The 18,633-nt window shown below is 65.7% G+C and carries 20 protein-coding genes, 1 tRNA gene and 2 pseudogenes; 13 read left to right on the top strand and 10 right to left on the bottom strand.

The genetic code is table 11. The annotated features are described in order from the left end of the window. Position 1 precedes the first annotated feature (1 nt). The 4 genes and pseudogenes from ACFLEY_RS16225 (at position 2) to ACFLEY_RS16210 (ending at position 3,249) form a co-directional block, all read left to right on the top strand. Positions 2 to 961, top strand: coding sequence for an ABC transporter permease (locus ACFLEY_RS16225; RefSeq protein ID WP_060908081.1), 960 nt, complete (start codon positions 2 to 4; stop codon positions 959 to 961). Between the two features lie 2 nt (positions 962 to 963). Beyond that, positions 964 to 1,841 (top strand): annotated as a pseudogene (locus ACFLEY_RS16220) (ABC transporter permease). Positions 1,842 to 1,845: 4 nt separating this feature from the next. Beyond that, positions 1,846 to 2,577: an aspartate/glutamate racemase family protein gene (locus ACFLEY_RS16215; RefSeq protein WP_060908082.1), complete on the top strand. Its 732-nt coding sequence runs from the start codon at positions 1,846 to 1,848 to the stop codon at positions 2,575 to 2,577. A 177-nt stretch (positions 2,578 to 2,754) separates the two neighbouring features. Next, positions 2,755 to 3,249 (top strand): hypothetical protein, encoded by a 495-nt coding sequence (locus ACFLEY_RS16210; protein WP_028175404.1) that lies wholly within the window; start codon positions 2,755 to 2,757, stop codon positions 3,247 to 3,249. 189 nt (positions 3,250 to 3,438) lie between these two features. On the opposite strand, the gene ACFLEY_RS16205 is transcribed toward ACFLEY_RS16210, so the two are convergent. Next, positions 3,439 to 3,837, bottom strand: coding sequence for a hypothetical protein (locus ACFLEY_RS16205; protein ID WP_060908083.1), 399 nt, complete (start codon positions 3,835 to 3,837; stop codon positions 3,439 to 3,441). A 216-nt stretch (positions 3,838 to 4,053) separates the two neighbouring features. Between ACFLEY_RS16205 and ACFLEY_RS16200 the strand changes: the two genes are divergently transcribed. Together ACFLEY_RS16200 and ACFLEY_RS16195 are read left to right on the top strand one after the other, a co-directional pair. After that, complete coding sequence (locus tag ACFLEY_RS16200) at positions 4,054 to 4,284, top strand: hypothetical protein (protein WP_038967754.1); 231 nt, start codon at positions 4,054 to 4,056, stop codon at positions 4,282 to 4,284. Then, complete coding sequence (locus ACFLEY_RS16195) at positions 4,281 to 4,445, top strand: hypothetical protein (RefSeq protein WP_165448165.1); 165 nt, start codon at positions 4,281 to 4,283, stop codon at positions 4,443 to 4,445. Before ACFLEY_RS16200 ends, ACFLEY_RS16195 begins: the two co-directional genes overlap by 4 nt. A gap of 2 nt (positions 4,446 to 4,447) precedes the next feature. Here the strand turns inward: ACFLEY_RS16195 and ACFLEY_RS16190 are convergent, their stop codons facing one another. Both ACFLEY_RS16190 and ACFLEY_RS16185 read right to left on the bottom strand, forming a co-directional pair. Next, positions 4,448 to 4,978 (bottom strand): gamma carbonic anhydrase family protein, encoded by a 531-nt coding sequence (locus ACFLEY_RS16190; protein ID WP_011088329.1) that lies wholly within the window; start codon positions 4,976 to 4,978, stop codon positions 4,448 to 4,450. Positions 4,979 to 5,064: 86 nt separating this feature from the next. Then, complete coding sequence (locus tag ACFLEY_RS16185) at positions 5,065 to 5,394, bottom strand: DUF6949 family protein (RefSeq protein ID WP_011088330.1); 330 nt, start codon at positions 5,392 to 5,394, stop codon at positions 5,065 to 5,067. A gap of 222 nt (positions 5,395 to 5,616) precedes the next feature. Here ACFLEY_RS16185 and ACFLEY_RS16180 point away from each other — a divergent pair, with 222 nt between their 5' ends. Both ACFLEY_RS16180 and ACFLEY_RS16175 read left to right on the top strand, forming a co-directional pair. After that, positions 5,617 to 6,324 carry a hypothetical protein gene (locus tag ACFLEY_RS16180; protein ID WP_211433758.1) on the top strand — a complete coding sequence of 236 codons (708 nt, stop codon included), beginning with the start codon at positions 5,617 to 5,619 and terminating at the stop codon, positions 6,322 to 6,324. Positions 6,325 to 6,491: 167 nt separating this feature from the next. Further along, a complete protein-coding gene (locus tag ACFLEY_RS16175) occupies positions 6,492 to 6,911 on the top strand; it encodes a PaaI family thioesterase (protein ID WP_060908084.1) in 420 nt (139 codons plus the stop codon). 50 nt (positions 6,912 to 6,961) lie between these two features. On the opposite strand, the gene ACFLEY_RS16170 is transcribed toward ACFLEY_RS16175, so the two are convergent. Together ACFLEY_RS16170 and cysE are read right to left on the bottom strand one after the other, a co-directional pair. Further along, a complete protein-coding gene (locus tag ACFLEY_RS16170) occupies positions 6,962 to 7,180 on the bottom strand; it encodes a DUF3126 family protein (protein ID WP_007602550.1) in 219 nt (72 codons plus the stop codon). 125 nt (positions 7,181 to 7,305) lie between these two features. Then, a complete protein-coding gene (gene cysE / locus ACFLEY_RS16165) occupies positions 7,306 to 8,130 on the bottom strand; it encodes a serine O-acetyltransferase (RefSeq protein WP_028175407.1) in 825 nt (274 codons plus the stop codon). A gap of 275 nt (positions 8,131 to 8,405) precedes the next feature. Here cysE and ACFLEY_RS16160 point away from each other — a divergent pair, with 275 nt between their 5' ends. Beyond that, positions 8,406 to 9,776, top strand: coding sequence for a hypothetical protein (locus ACFLEY_RS16160; protein WP_028175408.1), 1,371 nt, complete (start codon positions 8,406 to 8,408; stop codon positions 9,774 to 9,776). On the opposite strand, the gene ACFLEY_RS16155 is transcribed toward ACFLEY_RS16160, so the two are convergent. After that, a complete protein-coding gene (locus ACFLEY_RS16155) occupies positions 9,762 to 10,517 on the bottom strand; it encodes an alpha/beta fold hydrolase (RefSeq protein ID WP_028175409.1) in 756 nt (251 codons plus the stop codon). The genes ACFLEY_RS16160 and ACFLEY_RS16155 overlap by 15 nt on opposite strands. Before the next feature lie 35 nt (positions 10,518 to 10,552). Continuing rightward, positions 10,553 to 11,689: pseudogene (locus tag ACFLEY_RS16150) on the bottom strand (hypothetical protein). 305 nt (positions 11,690 to 11,994) lie between these two features. Here ACFLEY_RS16150 and ACFLEY_RS16145 point away from each other — a divergent pair. Together ACFLEY_RS16145 and ACFLEY_RS16140 are read left to right on the top strand one after the other, a co-directional pair. After that, positions 11,995 to 12,240 carry a zinc-finger domain-containing protein gene (locus tag ACFLEY_RS16145; RefSeq protein ID WP_007602543.1) on the top strand — a complete coding sequence of 82 codons (246 nt, stop codon included), beginning with the start codon at positions 11,995 to 11,997 and terminating at the stop codon, positions 12,238 to 12,240. A 19-nt stretch (positions 12,241 to 12,259) separates the two neighbouring features. Continuing rightward, complete coding sequence (locus tag ACFLEY_RS16140; protein WP_060908085.1) at positions 12,260 to 13,462, top strand: FAD-dependent monooxygenase; 1,203 nt, start codon at positions 12,260 to 12,262, stop codon at positions 13,460 to 13,462. 25 nt (positions 13,463 to 13,487) lie between these two features. Here the strand turns inward: ACFLEY_RS16140 and ACFLEY_RS16135 are convergent, their stop codons facing one another. After that, complete coding sequence (locus tag ACFLEY_RS16135) at positions 13,488 to 13,910, bottom strand: hypothetical protein (protein ID WP_060908086.1); 423 nt, start codon at positions 13,908 to 13,910, stop codon at positions 13,488 to 13,490. 173 nt (positions 13,911 to 14,083) lie between these two features. On the opposite strand from ACFLEY_RS16135, the gene ACFLEY_RS16130 reads away from it, so the two are divergent. Then, positions 14,084 to 14,172 (top strand) — tRNA-Leu (locus ACFLEY_RS16130). A 95-nt stretch (positions 14,173 to 14,267) separates the two neighbouring features. On the opposite strand, the gene ACFLEY_RS16125 is transcribed toward ACFLEY_RS16130, so the two are convergent. Beyond that, positions 14,268 to 15,224: a hypothetical protein gene (locus ACFLEY_RS16125; protein ID WP_038967760.1), complete on the bottom strand. Its 957-nt coding sequence runs from the start codon at positions 15,222 to 15,224 to the stop codon at positions 14,268 to 14,270. 278 nt (positions 15,225 to 15,502) lie between these two features. Between ACFLEY_RS16125 and ACFLEY_RS16120 the strand changes: the two genes are divergently transcribed. Continuing rightward, positions 15,503 to 16,753: a multidrug effflux MFS transporter gene (locus ACFLEY_RS16120; protein WP_211433759.1), complete on the top strand. Its 1,251-nt coding sequence runs from the start codon at positions 15,503 to 15,505 to the stop codon at positions 16,751 to 16,753. Positions 16,754 to 16,954: 201 nt separating this feature from the next. Here ACFLEY_RS16120 and ACFLEY_RS16115 read toward each other — a convergent pair whose 3' ends face one another. Beyond that, positions 16,955 to 18,550 (bottom strand): glycosyltransferase family 39 protein, encoded by a 1,596-nt coding sequence (locus tag ACFLEY_RS16115; RefSeq protein ID WP_347341930.1) that lies wholly within the window; start codon positions 18,548 to 18,550, stop codon positions 16,955 to 16,957. Positions 18,551 to 18,633 lie beyond the last annotated feature (83 nt).

Here is an 18,633-nt window from a genome sequence, read left to right as displayed (position 1 = left end):
GATGGACACGTCAGAGGACATCCTGCAACAGGCGTCCCCGGGATTGATCCCGGGGTCGGGCACAGCGCGCGCCGCAAAGCCGACGCGCCTGTCGCCGTCCTTCATCTCCTGGCTCCAGGCCGGGCCGATGATGCTGGTGTTCCTCGCCTTCTTCCTGATCCCGCTGGTATTCGTCGTCGTCGTCTCGTTCTGGGACTACAACGAATACCAGCTGCTGCCGGCCTTCTCGGGCCGCGGCTACACCGACACGTTCGAAGGCTGCATCGCGCAGCTCCCCGATCTCTGCACGATCGGCAAGACCTATCTGATGACGCTGAAGCTGTGCTTCCTGGTCTGGGCCATCACGCTGTTCATCGGCTTCTGGGTCGCCTACTTCCTCGCCTTCCACGTCAAGTCCAAGACCTGGCAGATGGGATTGTCGCTGCTCTGCACGATCCCGTTCTGGACCTCCAACGTGATCCGCATGATCGCGTGGATTCCGCTGCTCGGCCGCAACGGCCTCGTCAATTCCGGCCTCGTCAAGACAGGTCTCATCAACCAGCCGCTGGAATGGCTGTTGTTCTCCGAGTTCTCGGTCGTGCTGGCACTGGTGCACCTCTTCACCTTCTTCATGGTGGTTCCGATCTTCAATTCGATGGTGCGCATCGACAAGTCGCTGATCGAGGCCGCCTATGACGCCGGCGCCACCGGCTTCCAGACGCTCGTGAACGTCGTCATTCCGCTCGCCAAGCCCGGCATCGTGATCGGCTCGATCTTCGTCATCACCATCGTGATGGGCGATTTCATCACCATCGGCGTGATGGGCGGCCAGCAGATTGCGGCGGCCGGGAAGATCATCGAGACGCGGGTGAACGCACTGCAGTTCCCCGCGGCAGCGGCCAACGCCGTCATCCTGCTCGCGATCACCTTCCTGATCATCACCATGATGTCGCGCATCGTCGACATCAAGAAGGAGCTCTGAGCATGAAGGAAGGACGCCCGCGCTCTTTCTACGTGCTCGCGATCTTCTTCGCGGCCTATGTGCTGTTTCTCTACGGCCCGATGATCGCGATCTACGTGCTGTCGTTCCAGGGGCCGCAGGGCGGCCTCACCTTCCCGATGAACGGGGTGTCGACCTTCTGGATCGCGAAATTATTCCAGGGCACCGGCATCGTCGATCTCGGCGCGGCTTTCCGCCGCTCACTGCTGCTCGGTCTCATCGTGATGATCGTCACCGTCGTGCTGTCCGTCGCAGCCGGCATGGCCTTCCGCCGCAGGTTCAAGGCGCAAAGCATCCTGTTCTACTCGGCGATCGCGAGCCTCATCGTTCCCTCGATCATCACCTCGCTCGGCATCTCGCTTGAATTCCGCATCATCGACGATCTGATCAAGGCGCATTGGAACGAGAATTTCGAGACCTCGATGGGCCTGCTCACCTCCGGGCTCGGCGCGCATCTGACCTGGACGCTGCCGTTCGGGCTGCTCATCATGTTCGCGATCTTCAACCGCTTCGACCCCAGGCTCGAGGAAGCAGCGCGCGATCTCGGTGCGACGCCGTGGCAGGCGTTCCGTCATGTCGTGCTGCCGATCATCCTGCCCTCCGTGATCGGCATCGGCCTGTTCGGCTTCACGCTATCCTGGGACGAGCTCGCGCGCTCCACCAGGCGATCGGAGCGGTGAACACTCTGCCGCTCGATCTCCAGGGCCTCACCACCACCGTGACGAACCCCGACATCTACGCGCTCGGCACCGTGATCTCCGCCGTCTCGTTCACGGTGATCACGCTTGCGCTCGGCACCATCCACGTGCTGAACAAGCGGCAGGCGGCCAAGGGCTCGGACGCCGGCAAGGGGCTGGTCTGATCCGATGCGACTTCACGTCGTCAATCCCAACACCACCGCGTCGATGACGGCGAAGATCGCCGCTGCAGCGCGCAGCGTCGCCCTGCCCGGCACCGAGATCGACGCGCGCCAGCCGACGATGGGCCCGGTCTCGATCGAGGGCTTTTACGACGAGGCCTTCGCCGTGCCCGGCATGCTCGGCTGCATCCGCGAGGCCGACCGAGACGGCGCTGACGCGCACATCATCGCCTGTTTCGACGACACCGGCCTCGACGCGGCACGCGCGGTGGCGAAGGCGCCGGTGATCGGCATCGGCGAAGCGGGCTTTCACATGGCGAGCCTGATCGCGGCGCGCTTTGCCGTGGTGACGACGCTCGGTGTCTCCATCGTGCCGATCGAGGACAATCTGACGAAGTACGGTCTCGCCGGGCGCTGCGCCCGCGTCCGCGCCGCCGAGGTGCCGGTGCTCGCGCTCGAAGAGCGCAACGCCGATGCGCTCGCAAAGATCTCCGCGGAGATCACGGCCGCGATCCGCGACGACCGTGCGGAGGCTGTCGTGCTCGGCTGCGCCGGCATGGCGGATCTCGCCGCTGAGCTCGCCGCAACCCACGGCCTGCCCGTGGTCGACGGCGTCGCCGCCGCCGTGACGTTGGCGGAAGCGCTGGTGCGACTCGGCCTGAAGACGTCCCGGCTCGGGCCCTACGCTGCGCCACGATTGAAGACCTATTCCGGGCCGTTTTCGCCGTTTCAGCCCTGATGGCTGCTTCCGGCGGGGCCTTAGGAGGTCTCAAGGCCAGAAGATCGCTGGTTTTTCGCCCTCAGCCTCTTTTTGGTCCCATTTGTTGCCGAACTGTTACGTTTTCGGGACATCCCGGCGGCCCTTGGGCTGCCGGTCTTCGCCACTCACCAAGTTTCAATTTGGGTTTTGTCAGCGATGATCGATCTCGCACAGGACACACCGTCCAACCCCCTGCTTCGCCTCGGCGCCCAGCCCATCGCGCTGACCGCCGCCGCCCTTCTCCTGTTGATCGCCGGTGTGACTTCGATCGCGATCTGGCGCGCCTATACCGGCGCTGCGCCGGAGGCCGACAGGGTGGTTGCGTCACGGCAGCTCCAGGCCCGCACCGCCCAGGCCTCCGAGCAGCTGGTCGAGAAGACCAAGGGGCTGGAGGCAACCCAGCAGGAATCGATCGACCAGCTCCAGGTCGTGCAGGACCAGCTCCAGACCGTGAAGCGGCTGCTCGCAGCTCAACAGGCCGATACCAAGCGCCTGTCGGAGCAGGTGGCGACCCTGAACGAGTCCATCGACGGCCTGCGCCAGTCCTTTGCCAGCGCCCGGGCCACCGAGGCCGAAACGCCGTCGGTTACCCGCAGGAAACCGGCACGCCACCGCGTCCATGCCAGCGCGCGCAAGCGCTCGCGCGGCTGAGCGGATCACGGCCTGCGGGTTTAATTTTCTCCACTTGTGAACTGGATCACATTTGCCCGTATGATTCCACGCCATGCTCTCCGCTACCGGATGGCGTGAGCCGATTTCAATATCCGGGGCTGGCAAGGTCGTTGACGGTATACTGCGTCAACGACCTTGTTTTTTAGCAGGCTGGCAGGTCTTCCCGCCTCACTCGCAGACGTCGACGCGCCGGTATCGCCATCCCGAAGGCGTCATCACGCGCTTGCGCACGACATAGCAGCCGCCATAGCCGCCATTATCGTAGCCGGTACCATAATAATACGGGTCGCCGTAATAGGGGTACCCATAGCCGTAATAGCCGCCGTAGTAGCCGGCACCGGCAATGCCCGCGCCGATGGCGAGGCCGGGCCAGAAGCCGCCGCCGTGCCAATGGCCGCCATGGCCCCATCCGCCACCGCCATGGCCCCAGCCGCCACCACCGTGGCCCCAGCCGCCGCCATGGCCCCAGCCGCCATGTCCAAAACCGCCGCCCGCCTGGGCCGCCTGCGGCGCCGAGAGCCCGACCGCCGCGACGGTCAGCGCCGCCATCATCATCTTCCGTAGCATCTACTCGATCCTCCGCGTGGACACGCTCCACGCTTCAACGCAGGATCAAGCTAATGCTATCGGGGCACTCGTGACAGCCATCCTGACTCACTTCCGCGCGAGCATCAGCGGCCGCGGCAGATGCTCTTCATCTTCTTGTCGAGCAGACGGTCCGACCACGACCGTTCCGGAACAAATGCCGTCACATCAGCTTGAAACGAGGAGGCAGGCCCGATCATGCGCAAACTGATCGCGTTCGACGAGGACACGTTCGACAAGCTCAAGCAGCTGGGACGCGACCGGATGGCGACGTTCCAAGAGCTTGCGGATGAAGCCTTCGCCGACCTGCTGAAGAAGCATGGCATCCCCATCGATCTCCGGGACGCGTTGCGCAAGAGCGCCAGGCTCGGCGCCGAACCGGACAAGCCGGCCGCGCGTCCGAAGTCCGGAAAGGCCAAATCACGATGACCGATCGCGATCCATTTGCAGAAGGCGAGCGCGCCGCGCGCGACAACATCCCGGCCGAGGCCAATCCCTACTCGGACGGCAGCGACGAACATGCGCTCTGGGCTGCGGGGCACGAGAAGGGCGCAGGCGCGATGGAAGCGCGCGAGTCAGAAGGAAGCTGAATTCACCCGATCCGCTTCAGGCCCTTCGTGAAGCGAGGTCCGTTGGCGACGTAGAACTTCGCCGCGCTTCCCATCCTCTGCACCTGGGCATCGTCGAGCGTGCGCATCACGCGCGCGGGCGAGCCGATGATCAGGGAGCGTTCGGGAAACTCCTTGCCCTCGGTGATGACGGAACCGGCGCCGACGATGCTGTTGCGGCCGATCTTCGCGCCGTTCATCACGATCGAACCCATGCCGATCAGCGCACCCTCCTCGATCGTGCAGCCGTGCAGGATGACGTTGTGGCCGACGGTGCAGTTCTTGCCGATGACAAGCGGAAAGCCGAGATCGGTGTGGCAAGTCGAGCCGTCCTGCACGTTGGCGCCCTCGCCGATCTCGATCCATTCATTGTCGCCGCGCAGCACCGCGCCGAACCAGACGCTCGCCCCCGGCTTCAGGCGCACGCGGCCGATCACGGTTGCGGTCTCCGCGATGAAATAGTTGCCGTCGGCGGGAAGATCGGGCGCCTGCCCGTCGAGCTCGTAGATCGCCATGGAGGTCTCCTGTCACGCTGAGACTGGCATAGCGAAACGGCGGCGCGGAGGCAAAGGGCCACCCGCACCGGCAGCCCTGCAAAGCGTCAGCCCAGGACGCCGGTCGCCCGCAGCGTCATCAGGAAGAAGGTGCCGCTCATCATGCTCCAGAAGCCGGCGATGACGGTCGCCATCATCACGAATTCGAGGCGACGGCTTTCCAGCCGCATGCCGCGCAGCGTGTTGCGCATGATGATGAAGGGTGCGGCGAACACCAGGAACGGCACCGCCGCGAAGGTCTTCGGGGCCACGCCGTCCTGCAACAGGCCGAAGCCGGCGGGCCGCTGCGCGACCGCCTGGTATCCGTTCACGAGTGCGCCAGCGAGCGCGAAACCGATGCCAATCGAGAAGAAGGAATTGAGAGCTTCAGGTGTCATCGGAACGGTCCGCCCTTACGCAACGCCGGAGCTTTCCTGTGACAAATAGTGCCGGTTAACGCTACATTATCCTTAAGGGAAGGTTAACGCCGCCGGCCATCCGGCGCAGGGCCCTCCCCCTTTCCCCGCAGCCGGGGAACGCTCCGCGAAATCGCCGCCGCATGGCATATTCGCCGCTGATTCGTCGGACATCGGCCGACCACGGGCCCACGCGCGCTAGTCATGACGGTGTTTTCGGCAGCCTCCCCTCGGTCCCCCCGGACGCGCACCCGGGCGCATATCGTCCCGATCGTGCTCGGCGGCGCGGCGGCGGTGTGCGCCGTCGCGCTCGTCGCCTATCTGTTGTGGCCGACCTGGGGCACCAGCGGCGCCAACGCTCCCGACAAGCTGCCGGTGAGCGTCGGCGGCACGCTGTTCAACCTGCCGACGACGGCGATCCGGATGAAGATCCAGCGTCACTCGGGGCCGCAGGAGCGCATCGATCTCGACTTCCTCTATCCCTCGCTGGAGCCGCCCGGCACGCCGAAGCACGTCACCGCCGACACGGTGGATGCGTCGTTGCTGCCGATCGACCGCATCTTCCTGTCGATCGCGGCCCATCACGATGCGCTCTCGCCCGAGCAGCGGACCGCCACGATCTATCCGCGCTATCTCGAGCCGGGCGCGACGATGCCCGAGGACGGGCTGACGATGCGGATGTTCCGCGCCGACACACCTTACGGCAGCGAGGATCTCTATTCTGCCGCAAGCCCCGCGCTGACCGCACGCTGCACGCGCGATGCGGCGACCCCGGGCATGTGCCTCTCCGAGCGCCGCGTCGGCGGCGCCGACCTCACCTTCCGCTTTCCGCGCAGCTGGCTGTCGCAATGGCGCGATGCGGCGGAGGCGATGGACCGGCTGACGGCGCAGTTGCGCGGACCGAAGAGCTGAGCGCGACCTCTACGCCCGTGGCGAGACCAGTTTGCCGGGGCGGGCTTGGGGGCCCTCCCGATAAAAAATGTCGAAAACAACCCCATGCACAGTAGCCAAACATCGGCAGCATAGAGTGCTTTCGTATTTTTCGAAGTCGCGCTTGACCCGTCGGGCAAGACAGGGGCATGATGTCAGCATGGGGTAACCGATTGAACGATGCGGCCACACATCTCCCACCGGGCGCCCAGCTGCTGGGACGCGAATGGCTCGGCTTCGACGAGAGCGGGCATGCGCTGATCCGCTTCCAGGCTCAGCCCGCATTCACCAACAGGCACGGGACCATCCAGGGCGGATTCCTTGCGGCGATGCTGGACTCCGCCACCGGGATCTGCGCGCTCGCAGCGCTATCCCCTGACCAGACTGTGATCACGCGGAGCCTGGACACACGCTTCCTGAAGCCCGCAACGGTCGGACCGATCACGGCGCGGGCACGGGTCATCGAGCGGACGGAGCGCGACATGGTCGTGCAAGCCGACCTCGTCGATGCAGAGGACATCACTGTCGCTGATGCCACGGCGCGGCTGCGTATTCTTGCAAGGAAATAGAATGAGGGGTCGCGGTGTGCGCGGCCCCCTTGAGCGACACGATCGCCGCGCTATTCCTGATCGACGAGATCGTCCTCGAGGATCGCCATCTGAAACTGGAACGAGCGATCGTCGTCCTCGTCGTCGACGAACAGCACGCCGATGAACTCCTCGCCGATATAGACCTCGGCGGAATCGTCCTTCTTCGGCCGCGGCACGACGCGGATCTTGGGATTGCCGAATACGCGTTTCAGATACGCGTCGAGCTTCCTTACTTCCTTGACGTCCACGGCAAGTCTCCAATCGAAATCTGGGTTGGCGGGGTTTTAGGCCGAGACGCGACGAACCGCCAGCATGAATTGCCAAAGAATTTGGGGACGGACAGGGCCGGAGAATCCGGCCCCTCTTCTTGAACTCAAAGCCCCATCGCGTTGATCATCTGATCCATGGTGCGCGACGGCTCGGCGCAGCCGGCCTCGCCGACGATCTTGGCGGGCACGCCCGCGACCGTGACGTTGTGCGGCACGGGCTTGACCACGACCGAGCCCGCCGCGATGCGCGCGCAATGGCCGATCTCGATGTTGCCGAGGATTTTCGCGCCCGCGCCGATCAGCACGCCATGGCGAATCTTCGGATGACGGTCCTCGTTCTCCTTGCCGGTGCCGCCGAGCGTGACGCCGTGCAGGATCGAGACGTCGTCCTCGATCACCGCCGTCTCGCCGCAGACGAACCCGGTGGCATGGTCGAGGAAGATGCCGCGGCCGATGCGCGCGGCGGGATTGATGTCGGTCTGGAACACCGCAGAGGCGCGGCTCTGGAGATAATACGCGAAATCCTTGCGGCCCTTCAGCCAGAGCCAGTGCGCAAGGCGATGGGTCTGGATCGCGTGGAAGCCCTTGAAGTAGAGCAACGGATCGATGAAGCGGGAGGTCGCGGGATCGCGATCGTAGACGGCGACGAGATCGGCGCGGAAGGCGTTGCCGAGATCGGGATCGTCGCGCAGCGCCTCGTCATAGGTCTGGCGCACGAGATCGCCCGACAGCGCGGAATGATCGAGCCGGTCGGCGAGACGATGGATCACCGAATCCTCGAGACGGCTGTGATGCAGCACCGTCGAATAGATGAAGGTCGCAAGCTCCGGCTCGCGATGGACGATGTCCTCCGCTTCGCTCCGGATCCGGTCCCAGATCGGATCGAGGGATGCGAGCTTTCCTCCCGGATTGACCTGATGCACTGCCATGGGATCTGCTCTTTCGAATGGGCTCGTTTTGTTGGTTCTATAGCACAGTCTAGGCGACAAAGTCCTGACGGGCTTGCCTGAGAGTGAACAGCACCTTGCCCCGCGAAAGCCGCCAACGCGTTGTAACACAACAATTTCTTCTGACGCCCCCAGGCGGCAAGGTCGGCTAAAAGTGGTCAGGGTTTTGCCAAATTCAAGCCGGGCAGCGTCAAACTATTGGTGAATTCGCTCCCACCCCTTATTGCAGGCATGGTCCGGACGACGACGGAGCGGATTTGACCACCACCACCGATCATTTGCGCGCGCGCCCCGCGGGCTCGTTCTGGGTGCGGCTCGCCGCTCTGGCCCTACCCCTCCTGATGATCGCGCCGGCGTTCTGGAACGGCTATCCGCTGTTGCAGTGGGATACCGGCGGCTATCTGGCGCGCTGGTACGAGGGCTATCTCGTCCCCAGCCGGTCCACCGTGTTCGGCCTCTATCTCCACTCCGGCGAAAGCTTCGGCTTCTGGATCAACCTCGCGATCCAGTCGCTGGCGACGCTGTGGCTGTTGCAGCTCAGCTTGCGCGTCCTCGGCCTGTTGCAGACGTTCCGCTTCGTCGCGATCAGCCTGCTCCTGATCCTGTCGACCGCGCTGCCCTGGCTGGCCAGCATGCTGCTCACGGACATCTTCGCGGGACTGTCGGTGCTGTCGCTGTTCCTTCTCGTCGTCGGAGCCCAGCGCACGTCGCCGCACGAAAAAATCGCGCTGTTCGTCTTCACCGCCTTTGCCGCCGCAACCCACAGCGCCACGCTCGGCGTGCTGCTCGGACTCTGCCTCGCCGGCTGGATGGCGCGGCCGTTCGTGGGCCGCAGGCTTCCGCTCGCCGGACTGGCGCAGGCGAGCATGACCATCGTCGCGGGCGGCCTGATGCTGGTGTCGGCGAACCATGCGCTGTCGGGCAAATGGGCCTGGACGCCGGGCGGCTACGGCGTCGCCTTCGGCCGCATGATGCAGGACGGCATCGTCGCGCGCTATCTCAACGACCACTGCCCGCGCGAGAGCTTCAAGCTCTGTCCCTATCGGAACGAATTGCCGGCGACCGCCGACGAATTCCTGTGGGGCAAGAGCGTGTTCAACGCGCTCGGCCGGTTTGAGGGCATGAACGACGAGATGAGCTATATCGTCGTGCACTCGCTCGCCGACTATCCGGCCTGGCAGGCCGGCGCCGCAATGCGGGCGGTGGGCCAGCAATTGCTGCACGTGGCGACCGGCGAAGGCACCAGCGGCTGGATCCCGCACACCTACGGCATCATCGAGCGCTACATCCCCGCACAGATCGCGCCGATGCGCGCGGCGCGGCAACAGCAATGGGATGTCAATTTCGACTACGTCAACTGGCTGCATGTTCCCGTCGCGCTGGCCTCGATGCTGGCGCTGGTCGGGTTGCTCGCGCATGCGCTGGCGCGCCGCCGGCTCGACGATCTGACGTTGCTGGCGGCGACGGTGACGCTCGCGCTGCTCGGCAACGCCTTCATCTGCGCCGTCATCTCCGGTCCGCACGACCGCTACGGCGCGCGCATGGTGTGGGTTGCGACCTTCGTGGTGCTGATGGCGCTGGCGCGCGCGTTCGGCGACGAGGAACCTAAAGGCTCAGCCGCGGCGTGAGAGAAAATCGAGCACGCCGGTCTTGTAGGCCTTGTCGCCGACCGCGCGCATGTGATCGCGGCCCGGAATGTCGAGCACTTCCGAGCCCGGAATGATGGCGCCGAGCGCGCTGGCCGAGCCAGCGACGTCGTCGGTTGAGCCGACCGCGATCAGCACGGGCACGTCGATGCGTGCAGCTTCGCCCCTGGTCATGAGGTCGCGCGTGCCGCGCAGGCAGGCGGCGAGCGCCCTCCGATCAGAGCGGGTCTGATCGGCAAACGCGCGGAAGGTGCGCCCCACGGGATCGGAGACGTCGTCGAGCGCGGGGGCTTCCAGCGCCTTCGCGACATTCTCGCCGGGCCCGGTGCCCTCGATCAGGCCGCCGATGCCGATGCCGCCGAGGATCGCCGAGCGCAGGCGCTGAGGCTCGTTCAGGGAGAGCCACGCCGTCATCCGCCCACCCATCGAATAGCCCATGATGTCGGCCTGCGGGATGGCGAGATGGTCCATCAGCGCGAGCACGTCGCCGGCCATGGTCGGAATCGAGTATTGCGCGGGCTCGTAGAGCTTTGCGCTTTCGCCGTGGCCGCGATTGTCGAGTGCGATGACACGGCGGCCGTTCTTGCGCAGCTCCGAGACCCAGGTCGGATAGACCCAGTTCACGTTCTTGCTGGAGGCAAAGCCGTGCACCAGGATGATCGGATCGCCCTCGCCTTCGTCGAGATAGGCAATTTCAACGGCGCCGTTGTGAAAGCTCGGCATCAGATATTCCGCGGTGTTGAGGGGAAGGGTTGATTCTAGGCCGGACCGGCCGCACTTGCCAGAGCGGCTTCGGCGGCGACCTGCGCCCGGCGAAGCCGCCTCGCCCGTCTGCGATCGCACCAGGCCTGCGTCAGGCGCTCGGTGGTGGCCTTGATCGAAGACAATAGGCCGAACAGCGTCAGCGCCGCACCGAACAGTCAGAGCGCAAGATCGAACGCGCCGCCGACGAGCAGCAGCGCGCCGCGGCCCAAGAGCTTCATGATCGCGCGGGTCTTGCTGCCCTGCGCTTCAGCAAGCCGCGCCGCGCGCGCGACGTCCTTGGGGCCCTCGGCGATGCGCAAGCTGTCCATCGCGCCGCGCGTGCCGGTCTTCTCGGCAACGCGCGTGACGTCCTTGCCGAGCCGGACCAGGGCACCTGCCTTCTCGGCACGGAACGCGGCCTTGATCGCGCTCACGGTCTGGCCCGGCCGCAGCACCGAGCCGGACGCCACCGCGTTCTGGAGCACCGGCGTGTCGACAACCTCGCGCGCGGACCGGCCGGCCCAGGCCGCGAGGCCCTCGCCGAGCCGCCCGACTTTCCGCGCATCCTTCACCAGCGTCAGGCCGGCGCGCACGGGCGCGGCGCCGCCGATGGACACATAGGTTGCCGCCGTCACCGCAAGGCCGGCGGCTGCAAGGCCTAGCACCAGGCGGTCGGTGTCCTCGCCCATGGCGAGATGCTTGCCCTCGCGCACGACGTCCCTGACGTCGCCGATCACGAAGAGATCGCCGGCCACGGTTCCGGACAGGCTTGCGACATCGTCGGCGCTGCCGGTGACGAGACCGGTCGCGAAGCGCCTGGCGAAATGCGAGGTGGAGTTTTCGTCCTTGACCGCATCGCTCACCCTGGCGAGGAGGTCGTCGGGCAGCGCGATGTTGCGGTCACGCGCCAGCGCAACAAAACTGTCGGCGAGATCGGCATCGCCGGCGGCGAGCGCGGCCTCGATATTGTCCTGAACCAGGCGGTCGTTCTGTCGCAGTACGGCGTCGAGCTTCAGCTCGGACAGCGCGGCCGGATCATCCTGGGCGGCGAGAATCGCGCCGGCCTCGCGGGCGTGCGGCGCGACCTGCGCGAGCATGAAGCTGCATGCCGCGATGCCGGTCAACGCTGTGCTGATTCGCAGCCACTTCATGCCAAGAGCCCGGATGTTCCCAGATCGTTTGCGCCCGAAGGTTGATCTTTTGCCGCAATTCCACTCGTCCACAGATATAGTATGCCAAAATTGCGACACAACGTCCCCGACGAAAGAAGGGCTTCTCTCAGGCCGCAAGATTGTGTCGAATTTGCATGAGCAAATGAGCATGGGGCAGTTGCGAACCTTTCGGTTCCGCCGGGCTAGCAATCATCTGCACCCGCCAGTATGGTCCGCGGCGCCTCAAAGATGCCGCGTCAGTTGTGATTGTGTCTGCCGCCACTGCCACTCCAGGATGAGTTACGATGTCCGACCATGTCGTCCCGCACTTCCATAACGATGCCGGTGTTCCCGTCATCGAGATCGGCTCGCAAGAGTTCATGTGCGTGGGCGCCAACCCTCCGTTCGATCATCCTCACGTCTTCCTCGACCTCGGCAACGACAACGAGATCATCTGCCCCTACTGCTCGACGCTGTACCGCTTCGCGGCCGACCTGAAGGCCGGCGAAGCCCGTCCGCCGGAATGCGTTCTGAAGGACAAGGTGGCCTGACCGCGTCCACCGGTCAGGGGTGGCGCTCTCCCGAACGATTGTCATTGCCGGAGCCGGAATCGGTGGACTGACGGCCGCGCTTGCGCTGGCCGCCCGGGGCTTCCGTATCGTCGTGCTGGAAAAAGCCGAGCGCCTCGAGGAAGTCGGTGCGGGCCTGCAACTCTCCCCCAATGCGAGCCGCGTGCTGGTCGGGCTCGGCCTGACCGAACGGCTCAAGCTGCGTGCCGTCGTCCCGGAGGCGGTCTCGATCATGAGCGCGCGGGCGGGCGGCGAACTGCTGCGCATGCCGCTCGGCGAAGCAGCCTCGGTGCGCGCCGGCGCACCCTATTGGGTGGTGCACCGTGCCGACCTGCAATCCGCGCTCGCCGGCGCGGTCTCCGACCATCCCGACATCGACCTGAAGCTAGGTGCGACCTTCGAAGACGTCGCGCCTCATGCCAAGGGGCTGACCGTCGTCCATCGCAGCGGCACGATCCGCCGCAGCGATCTCGCCAGCGCGCTGATCGGCGCCGACGGCATCTGGTCGACGGTACGCCAGCATCTGTTTCCCGAGGTGCAGCCGCGCTTCTCCGGGCTGATCGCCTGGCGCGGTACGCTCGACGCCACGCAGCTGCCGAAGGACTACACCGCGCGCCGGGTCCAGCTCTGGATGGGCCCGAACGCCCACCTCGTCGCCTATCCGATCGCGGGCGGACGACAGATCAACGTGGTCGCGGTGCTGCCTGGCACCTGGAACAGGCCGGGCTGGAGCACGCCCGGCGATCCGCGCGAGGTGATGGATGCGTTCGCCGCGCCGCGCTGGCCGTCGCAGGCGCGGATGATGCTCGCCGCAGTCGATAGCTGGCGCAAATGGGCGCTGTTCGGCGTGCCCGACGGCTGCCCCTGGAGCAAAGGCCCGGTCGCGCTGCTCGGCGACGCCGTGCATGCGATGCTGCCGTTCGCCGCGCAAGGCGCCGGCATGGCGATCGAGGATGCCGCCGTGCTGGCACGGCATCTGAGCCCCGAGACTGCCGAGAGCACGGACGGCATCGTCGCAGCGCTGAAACAATATGGCCGTGCACGCCAGGCGCGCGTGCGACGGGTGCAGCGGACCGCACGGCAGCAGGGCCGCATCTATCATTTCAGTGGACCGCTCGCGATCGCGCGCGATGTTGCGATCCGGGCGCTCGGCCCGGAGCGCATGCTGGCGCGGCAGGACTGGATCTACGGCTGGCGCCCCTGATGCGAAGCGCTGCAGGCGCGGCGCTTCAGCGGACCGCCTTCCCGGATTTCGGCGCAGGCTTGGCGGCAGCTGCAGGCGCCGGCGCAGCAGCCGGTGCCGGCTCGGGCGGCGTTTCGCGGCACCTGTTGCGGCGCCAGGCCTCTTCGGCCAGCTGCGCCTGACCACGCACCGCGACGTACTCGTTGCGATAGGCGAGTTCGGCCACGACGGCGCCGCCGGCGCCGGTCTGCGCCTTGTCCATCAGCCTCTGCAAGTCCGCGGTGCGGCTGGCGAGCCCCTTGCGCTCGGACTCGAGCTGCTTGCAATCATACAGATCGTATCTTGCCGGATCGGCAAACGCCGGAGCGACCGTCTCGCTCATGCTCGCGCAGCCGGACAGCGCGCCGCCCGCGAGCAGCACGAAAAGCGCGCCGCAAAAGCGCAGGCGATGGGAAAGCGAAGCAACCATGCCGGATGAATAGTCCCCGTGGATTGAGAATGCCTAAAGCAGCAACAGATGTCCGGATTGAGGCTTTGCCTTGTGCGGCCGGCTCGCTTAAGGAAGAACCACCCACCCGGCCCGCGAAGCGCCAATTCCAAACGGCCGAAGGTGGACTTAAGTGTTTGATCTCGTTGGATCAAGCGGGCATGGCGGAATTGGTAGACGCAAGGGACTTAAAATCCCTCGGTGCGCAAGCGCTGTGCCGGTTCGACCCCGGCTGCCCGCACCACGAGAGTTGACGGCGCGAGGACGGCGGATGGCGCCGTCTGCAATCGCATCGCTTTCGTCCCGGTACGCTGACGTCATTTCGAGTCCCGGCGTAACTCAGACGGCGACATTCCGCTCGACCCTGAGCTCCCTGAACACCTTCGTGACCGGCAGGTGAAGCGGCAAATCCGTGTTGGTGTGGTGCCAGCTGAATGGGCACGACTTCTCGATCGAGATTCCCGGCGTCGAGTTGAGCGCGCCGAAGCCATCGATCGTGCCCATCACGTCGACGATCTTCTTGTACCGGGGCGGCATCGCGACCGCCGCAGACACCGTGACAATCCAGAACTTGTCGTCGGGAATGGTCTGTTCGATCGCCGGCTGCTCCCTCAGCTCGTACAGCGCTTCCGAGACCACGAGGTTGCCCTTGGAGTGTCCGGTCACCAGCGAAAAGCTGAAGCGATCATCGGCCAGCAAAGCCATGACCGTCCTTGTATCCAGGCTGACGCGGCCGAGTTCGAGCGGTGATGTCGGCGGACTGACGGTCTCGGGCCGGTTCAGCGCCCGGCTGACGTCGTCCAGCTCCTCGAACTGATGGCGCAGGCGGTTGAGCGTGCCGAACCAGAACCAGCCACCGAGCGCCTCGGTCAGGAGATCGGCAAGCCCGTAGCCCGACACCACGGCAGCAGCCGACACGCCAAACGCGTCGGCGACATTCCGTGCGAAGGCCGCCGCCCCCAGCGCCGAACTGCCGACGCCGGCCACCGCCAGGATACGGACATCGGCGCCGCCAGCATTGGCGAAGTCTTCCACGGTGTTGCAGAGCTTGAGCGATCCGGCGCCGGATGGCGGGACGATCAGGATCGCGCCCTCGCGCGCGAGCCAAGGCGCAGTCTCGTGGGCCTCCTCTTGGGTCACCTTGCCGATGTCGTAGAAGATTCCGTCGAGCACCGCGTTTCTGCGGCGAAACGACTCCAGGGCGGCCTCACGCAACGGCGTCCGGGACTCGAAGATCTCCTCGAAGCTGTTGCGGCCGAGCTGGGCCGTCGCGAGCGAGCGTTGCGTAGAGAGCATCACGGTTCTCCGCAGCCATTCCGGCGACGAATACCGTAGCAAGAATCCTGCCACCTTGGGTGGTATCGCCACGCCGCTTCGTCAGGCTGTTGCCCGAACGCCTTCCAGGCGGCGTGGCCGGTGCAACGGCGCTCGCGCCCCAGCCGACCTGTCCCGGAGCGACGGCGGGCCTCACCAAGCCTTGTCCGCTCCCGCTCCGCCTGACAGCCATCTCAAAACATGGGTTGTGCGCCGCAGCATGGACAATACATAAAGCCTTCCAATCAGAGGTGAGCTTCTTGTCCGACGTCAATGCCGACAGCTGGGTGTCCTCGGGACACCGGCCCATGGGTTTTCCCGAATTCGTCATCGTGATCGCGTCCATCATGGCGCTGAATCCGCTTGCGATGGACATGATGCTGCCGGCGCTGCCCAATATCGGGACCGCCTTCAAGATTCCCGTCGCCAACCATCTCCAGCTCGTGCTGTCGACCTTCCTGATCGGCTTCGGCGTGGGTCAGTTCGTCATGGGTCCGTTGTCGGACCGCTTCGGCCGTCGCCCGGTGTTGCTCGGCGGCATGGCGGTCTATGCGGTGGCGAGCGTGCTGGCGGTTGCCGCGCCCTCGTTCGAGACGCTGCTGCTGGCGCGCGCGCTGCAAGGGCTCGGCACCTCGGCAACGCGCGTGATCGCGACCTCGATCGTGCGCGACTGCTATGTCGGCCGCCGCATGGCGAGCGTGATGTCGCTTGCCATGATGGTGTTCATCGCGGTGCCCGTGATCGCGCCGTCGTTCGGACAGGCGGTGCTGCTCGTCACGCAATGGCGCGGCATCTTCGTCGTGCTGATGCTGTACGGCCTGCTCGCGCTCGCATGGTCCGTGCTGCGGCTGCCCGAAACCCTCCCTCAGTCAGAACGCAGGTCGCTGGCGCCCGTCGACGTGCTCTCGGCGTTCCGGCAGACCCTGACCAATCGCCAGACCATCGGCTATGCGACGGCCGCCGGCAGCGTCATCGGCGCACTCTTCGCCTATGTGTTCTCGGCCCAGCAGGTCTTCACCGGCGTCTATCACCTCGGCCACTACTTCCCGCTCGCCTTCGCTGCGATCGCGGCCGGCACCGCCATTGCCGGCTTCCTCAATGCGAGGCTGGTCGGGCGGCTCGGCATGCGCGTGATCTCGCACGGCGCCCTGACGCTCTATGCCGTGGTCGCCAGCGTCATGCTGGTCACCGAAATCCTGAACATGCTGCCGCTTGCTCTGTTCATGGCACTGTCGGCGCTGATGATGTTCTCGTTTGGCATGATGGTCGCCAACTTCACCGCGCTCGCGATGGAGCCGCAGGGCCATATCGCCGGCACCGCCTCCTCGCTCTACGGCTCGATCACGACGCTGATCGGCATCGTGGTCGGCATGGCGATCGGGCAGAGCTTTGACGGCACGCTGCTGCCGTTCTCGGTCGGCTTCTTCCTGTCGACGCTGGCTGCGCTCGCGATCGTGCTGGTGGTGGAGAAGGGTCGGCTGTTCAAGCCGCATCATCGCCCCACCGCATGAGGAACTTCCGGCCGGCCTCGATGTTGTAGCGCAGCAATTCGAGAGGCCGCCGCCATGGAACCGGAACACCGCGAAGACCCCACCCCGGATCGGCCTGATACGGGGCGTTCCGAGCCAGACGCCGAGCAGGCTGCGTTCAACGCGCCTTTCGCAAGCGAAGGCCTCGAGCGGCTGCGCGATAGCCATTGCTGAGCGCGCAGCCTATTCTGTCGGACGCCGGCTCGCACTGAAATCGTTTGCGCTGCTCTCGGGCGCGGCGCTGCTTCCGCGCGGCGGCACCATCAGCACGACCACCTCCCGCGTGAGACCGGGCCGGCCCCACAGCGTGGCCTGCACGGTGAATTCACGCCTGACGAACTGTCCGGCGCCCGAGGACACCCGTTCCATCCAACGGTTGCAATAGTCCTGGCCGCGGAAACAGAGCGCGGCCCAGCCGCGATCCAGCGTCCTCTTGCGCGGCAAACCCCAAATGTATTGATACGCGAGCGGCCGTGCATAATAGGGATGATCGGGGCTATAGAATGCCGCCGCAAAAGCCAGCGCATCATCGCCGCTCACGGCGCTCAGCGGCTCGCCGGTCAGCTCGCGCCACTCGCGCGTCAATTCGCCGGCCGCCTGCGCGTAGAAGTTCCGGCCCTCTTCGTAGCCGTGATTGTTGCGATAGACGGCATGGATCGGGGCCGCGACCAGGACGGCGGCGAGCGCGACGCCGGCCGCGGTCACCGCGAGGTTGACGGTGTAGAACCGCTCGATCGGATAGCGCGTGCCGCAGACCACGAGAATGACGAACAGGAACAGCCCCTGCAACGCCCACAGCGACGGCAGATCCGTCCCCACCACCAGCGACGTCAGGACCGGCAGCACGATCGTGCCGATCGCAATGTAGAAGAGAAGCCGCAGGCCCGGACTCATCGCCATGAAGTCGGCCGGAAACTGCTTCAGCCGCGTGCCGGCGATGAGCATCCAGGACACGGCCGACACGCTCATGGCCGCGGCCAGCCCCAGCAGGAAATTCTTCGCCTCACCGAGCGAGCTCACAGCGTTGCCGTTGGCGTGAGCCAGCGCATAGGTGAAGGCCGACGCGCCCGTCGTCGCGAGCCAGTAGAGGTGCGGCGACAGCGCCGCGAGCCCGACGGCGACCGAGATCCAGGGCGAAGCCGAGGTGAAATAGGCGCGCCGTGCCGGATGCGCCAGCGCGGCAAAGGCGAAGCTCGCGACGAGAAAGATCGAATAATATTTGCCGACCATCGCGAGCGCCGTCGTGCATCCCACAGCGACCGCCCACAGCTTGCCGCGCGTCTCGAATGCGCGCAGGAAGCACCAGGTCGCCAGCGGCCAGGTCGCGAGCAGCACCGCATTGGCGTTGAAGCGCTGGGCGTGGAATTGATAGGCCGGCGTCAGCATCAACAGCAGCAGCACCAGGACGCGCTTGTGCCCGGTCACGAACTGCCGCGAGATCAGATCGACGAAGAACAGCGCAAGCCCGGCATTGGCCATCGCCAACAGTTGCAGCGACCCGTCACTGAGCGGAAAGACGAAGGTCCATGCCGCCGCGACCCACCCCATCAACGGCGGATGCTTGTGATAGCCCCAGGCAAAGTTCCGTCCGAGCGTCCAGGCCTCGAGCGTATCGGGGTGCAGGCCGCCGCCGGCATAGGCGATGGCCAGATAGAGCGTCCAGATCGCAACGAAGCAGGCGATGAGAAGCGGCACGGCCCAGCCCGCTTCGACGCCGTCGAGCCAGCGCAGGAAGGGCCGGCGCCATCGCGCCGGCGCGCGATCGGACCGTTCGGCCATCGCCTGGAATGCAAAATCGACTGGCACAGGAATCAATTGGGACACGGAAAGTGATGCGCGAAGACGGCACATCTATTTCAGGT

The organism is Bradyrhizobium sp. YCK136 (assembly GCF_044570075.1).
Lineage (GTDB): Bacteria > Pseudomonadota > Alphaproteobacteria > Rhizobiales > Xanthobacteraceae > Bradyrhizobium > Bradyrhizobium diazoefficiens.
This window is presented reverse-complemented; position numbering and strand designations above follow the sequence as displayed.

Excerpts from the sequence above, each read along its gene's own strand:
- ACFLEY_RS16225 (WP_060908081.1), top strand. The coding sequence starts at position 2 with ATGGACACGTCAGAGGACATCCTGCAACAGGCGTCCCCGGGATTGATC.
- ACFLEY_RS16215 (WP_060908082.1), top strand. The coding sequence starts at position 1,846 with ATGCGACTTCACGTCGTCAATCCCAACACCACCGCGTCGATGACGGCG.
- ACFLEY_RS16210 (WP_028175404.1), top strand. The coding sequence starts at position 2,755 with ATGATCGATCTCGCACAGGACACACCGTCCAACCCCCTGCTTCGCCTC.
- ACFLEY_RS16205 (WP_060908083.1), bottom strand. The coding sequence starts at position 3,837 with ATGCTACGGAAGATGATGATGGCGGCGCTGACCGTCGCGGCGGTCGGG.
- ACFLEY_RS16200 (WP_038967754.1), top strand. The coding sequence starts at position 4,054 with ATGCGCAAACTGATCGCGTTCGACGAGGACACGTTCGACAAGCTCAAG.
- ACFLEY_RS16195 (WP_165448165.1), top strand. The coding sequence starts at position 4,281 with ATGACCGATCGCGATCCATTTGCAGAAGGCGAGCGCGCCGCGCGCGAC.
- ACFLEY_RS16190 (WP_011088329.1), bottom strand. The coding sequence starts at position 4,978 with ATGGCGATCTACGAGCTCGACGGGCAGGCGCCCGATCTTCCCGCCGAC.
- ACFLEY_RS16185 (WP_011088330.1), bottom strand. The coding sequence starts at position 5,394 with ATGACACCTGAAGCTCTCAATTCCTTCTTCTCGATTGGCATCGGTTTC.
- ACFLEY_RS16180 (WP_211433758.1), top strand. The coding sequence starts at position 5,617 with ATGACGGTGTTTTCGGCAGCCTCCCCTCGGTCCCCCCGGACGCGCACC.
- ACFLEY_RS16175 (WP_060908084.1), top strand. The coding sequence starts at position 6,492 with ATGATGTCAGCATGGGGTAACCGATTGAACGATGCGGCCACACATCTC.
- cysE (WP_028175407.1), bottom strand. The coding sequence starts at position 8,130 with ATGGCAGTGCATCAGGTCAATCCGGGAGGAAAGCTCGCATCCCTCGAT.
- ACFLEY_RS16155 (WP_028175409.1), bottom strand. The coding sequence starts at position 10,517 with ATGCCGAGCTTTCACAACGGCGCCGTTGAAATTGCCTATCTCGACGAA.
- ACFLEY_RS16145 (WP_007602543.1), top strand. The coding sequence starts at position 11,995 with ATGTCCGACCATGTCGTCCCGCACTTCCATAACGATGCCGGTGTTCCC.
- ACFLEY_RS16135 (WP_060908086.1), bottom strand. The coding sequence starts at position 13,910 with ATGGTTGCTTCGCTTTCCCATCGCCTGCGCTTTTGCGGCGCGCTTTTC.
- ACFLEY_RS16125 (WP_038967760.1), bottom strand. The coding sequence starts at position 15,224 with ATGCTCTCTACGCAACGCTCGCTCGCGACGGCCCAGCTCGGCCGCAAC.
- ACFLEY_RS16115 (WP_347341930.1), bottom strand. The coding sequence starts at position 18,550 with ATGGCCGAACGGTCCGATCGCGCGCCGGCGCGATGGCGCCGGCCCTTC.